At 53.1% G+C, this 1,007-nt stretch carries 1 protein-coding gene; it reads left to right on the plus strand.

Going from position 1 to position 1,007, the window contains the following annotated elements; all coding sequences use genetic code 11:
* Positions 1-187: 187 nt before the first annotated feature.
* Positions 188-1,007 (plus strand): hypothetical protein (locus tag V6D20_14840; protein HEY9817057.1); only part of this gene is annotated, 820 nt, incomplete at its 3' end.

Here is a 1,007-nt window from a genome sequence, read left to right on the forward strand (position 1 = left end):
ATTCAGTATTTTCATGGTGTGTCTGGCGACCTACCAGTTTATCGCATTTTTCATCCCGAATATCTCCCTGCGGCGGTGGGGATTAGCCCTCGCGTCGCTGGGGGGCGGCGCGGGTTGGCTGATCATCCTTTTTGGCTGGCAGGCATGGTTAGCCCGCCTGCCCCTAAGTGATGTGCCTGGGTTGAGTATGCCGCTTACCTTTTACTCCCCGGAGACCTTTGGTTTTCTTGCCTTGTACGGCCTTCCACATGTTGCTCTTGCGCGAGCGCTTCTGCTCTGGGGATTAAAATACTATCTTGAACTCGCCTCTCAGGAGGCAAGTGAAACCTTTCCATGGATGAAGGGCGCCCTGACTGGAATCATCTGGCTGCTGGCATTGCTCGCCCAATCACTGACCGGAATGGTAACTGGCGCGGTGGCGGGCTTTTATCTTCTGGTTTTGTTCATCTGGCAGGGAATGCGCGCCCAAAGTGGACGATCGACGGATTGGAAGCGCGTTTGGCGTGCACTGCGGGTAACGGTTTGGGTGGGGTTATTCGCTCTCCCATTAGTCATCTACTACATTTCATCGTTCCAATATGATGTGGTGATGAGGTCGTGGAATTTTCAAAGCCCGCTTCCATCACCCCATCCCATTTTCTTCCTTTTTGCATATGGGCTGCTGATCCCGTTTGCCTTGTTGGGTGGTGTGCAGATAGTTCGCCGCAGGCCTTGGAGAGGCATACTACTGGTGAGCTGGGTTTTAGCACTCCCGATCCTTGCCTACGCTCCTTTTAACATGCAGCGCCGCCTGATCGATGGATTATGGATTGCTCTGATCGTCCTAGCCCTTACCAGCCTATCTCCCTCTTTCAGCCCTCAAGATCAACCTGCTACCAGGAATAAGCTGAGATATTCGTTTTACGGATCATCCGCGGTTGGTTTTTTTGCTACATTGATCCTGATCATAGGGGGAATATCCGCCACCCTAAAACCGGCTCAACCCTTATACCGCCGCCCGGACCAGG

This window comes from Candidatus Obscuribacterales bacterium, assembly GCA_036703605.1.
Classification (GTDB): Bacteria; Cyanobacteriota; Cyanobacteriia; order RECH01; family RECH01; genus RECH01.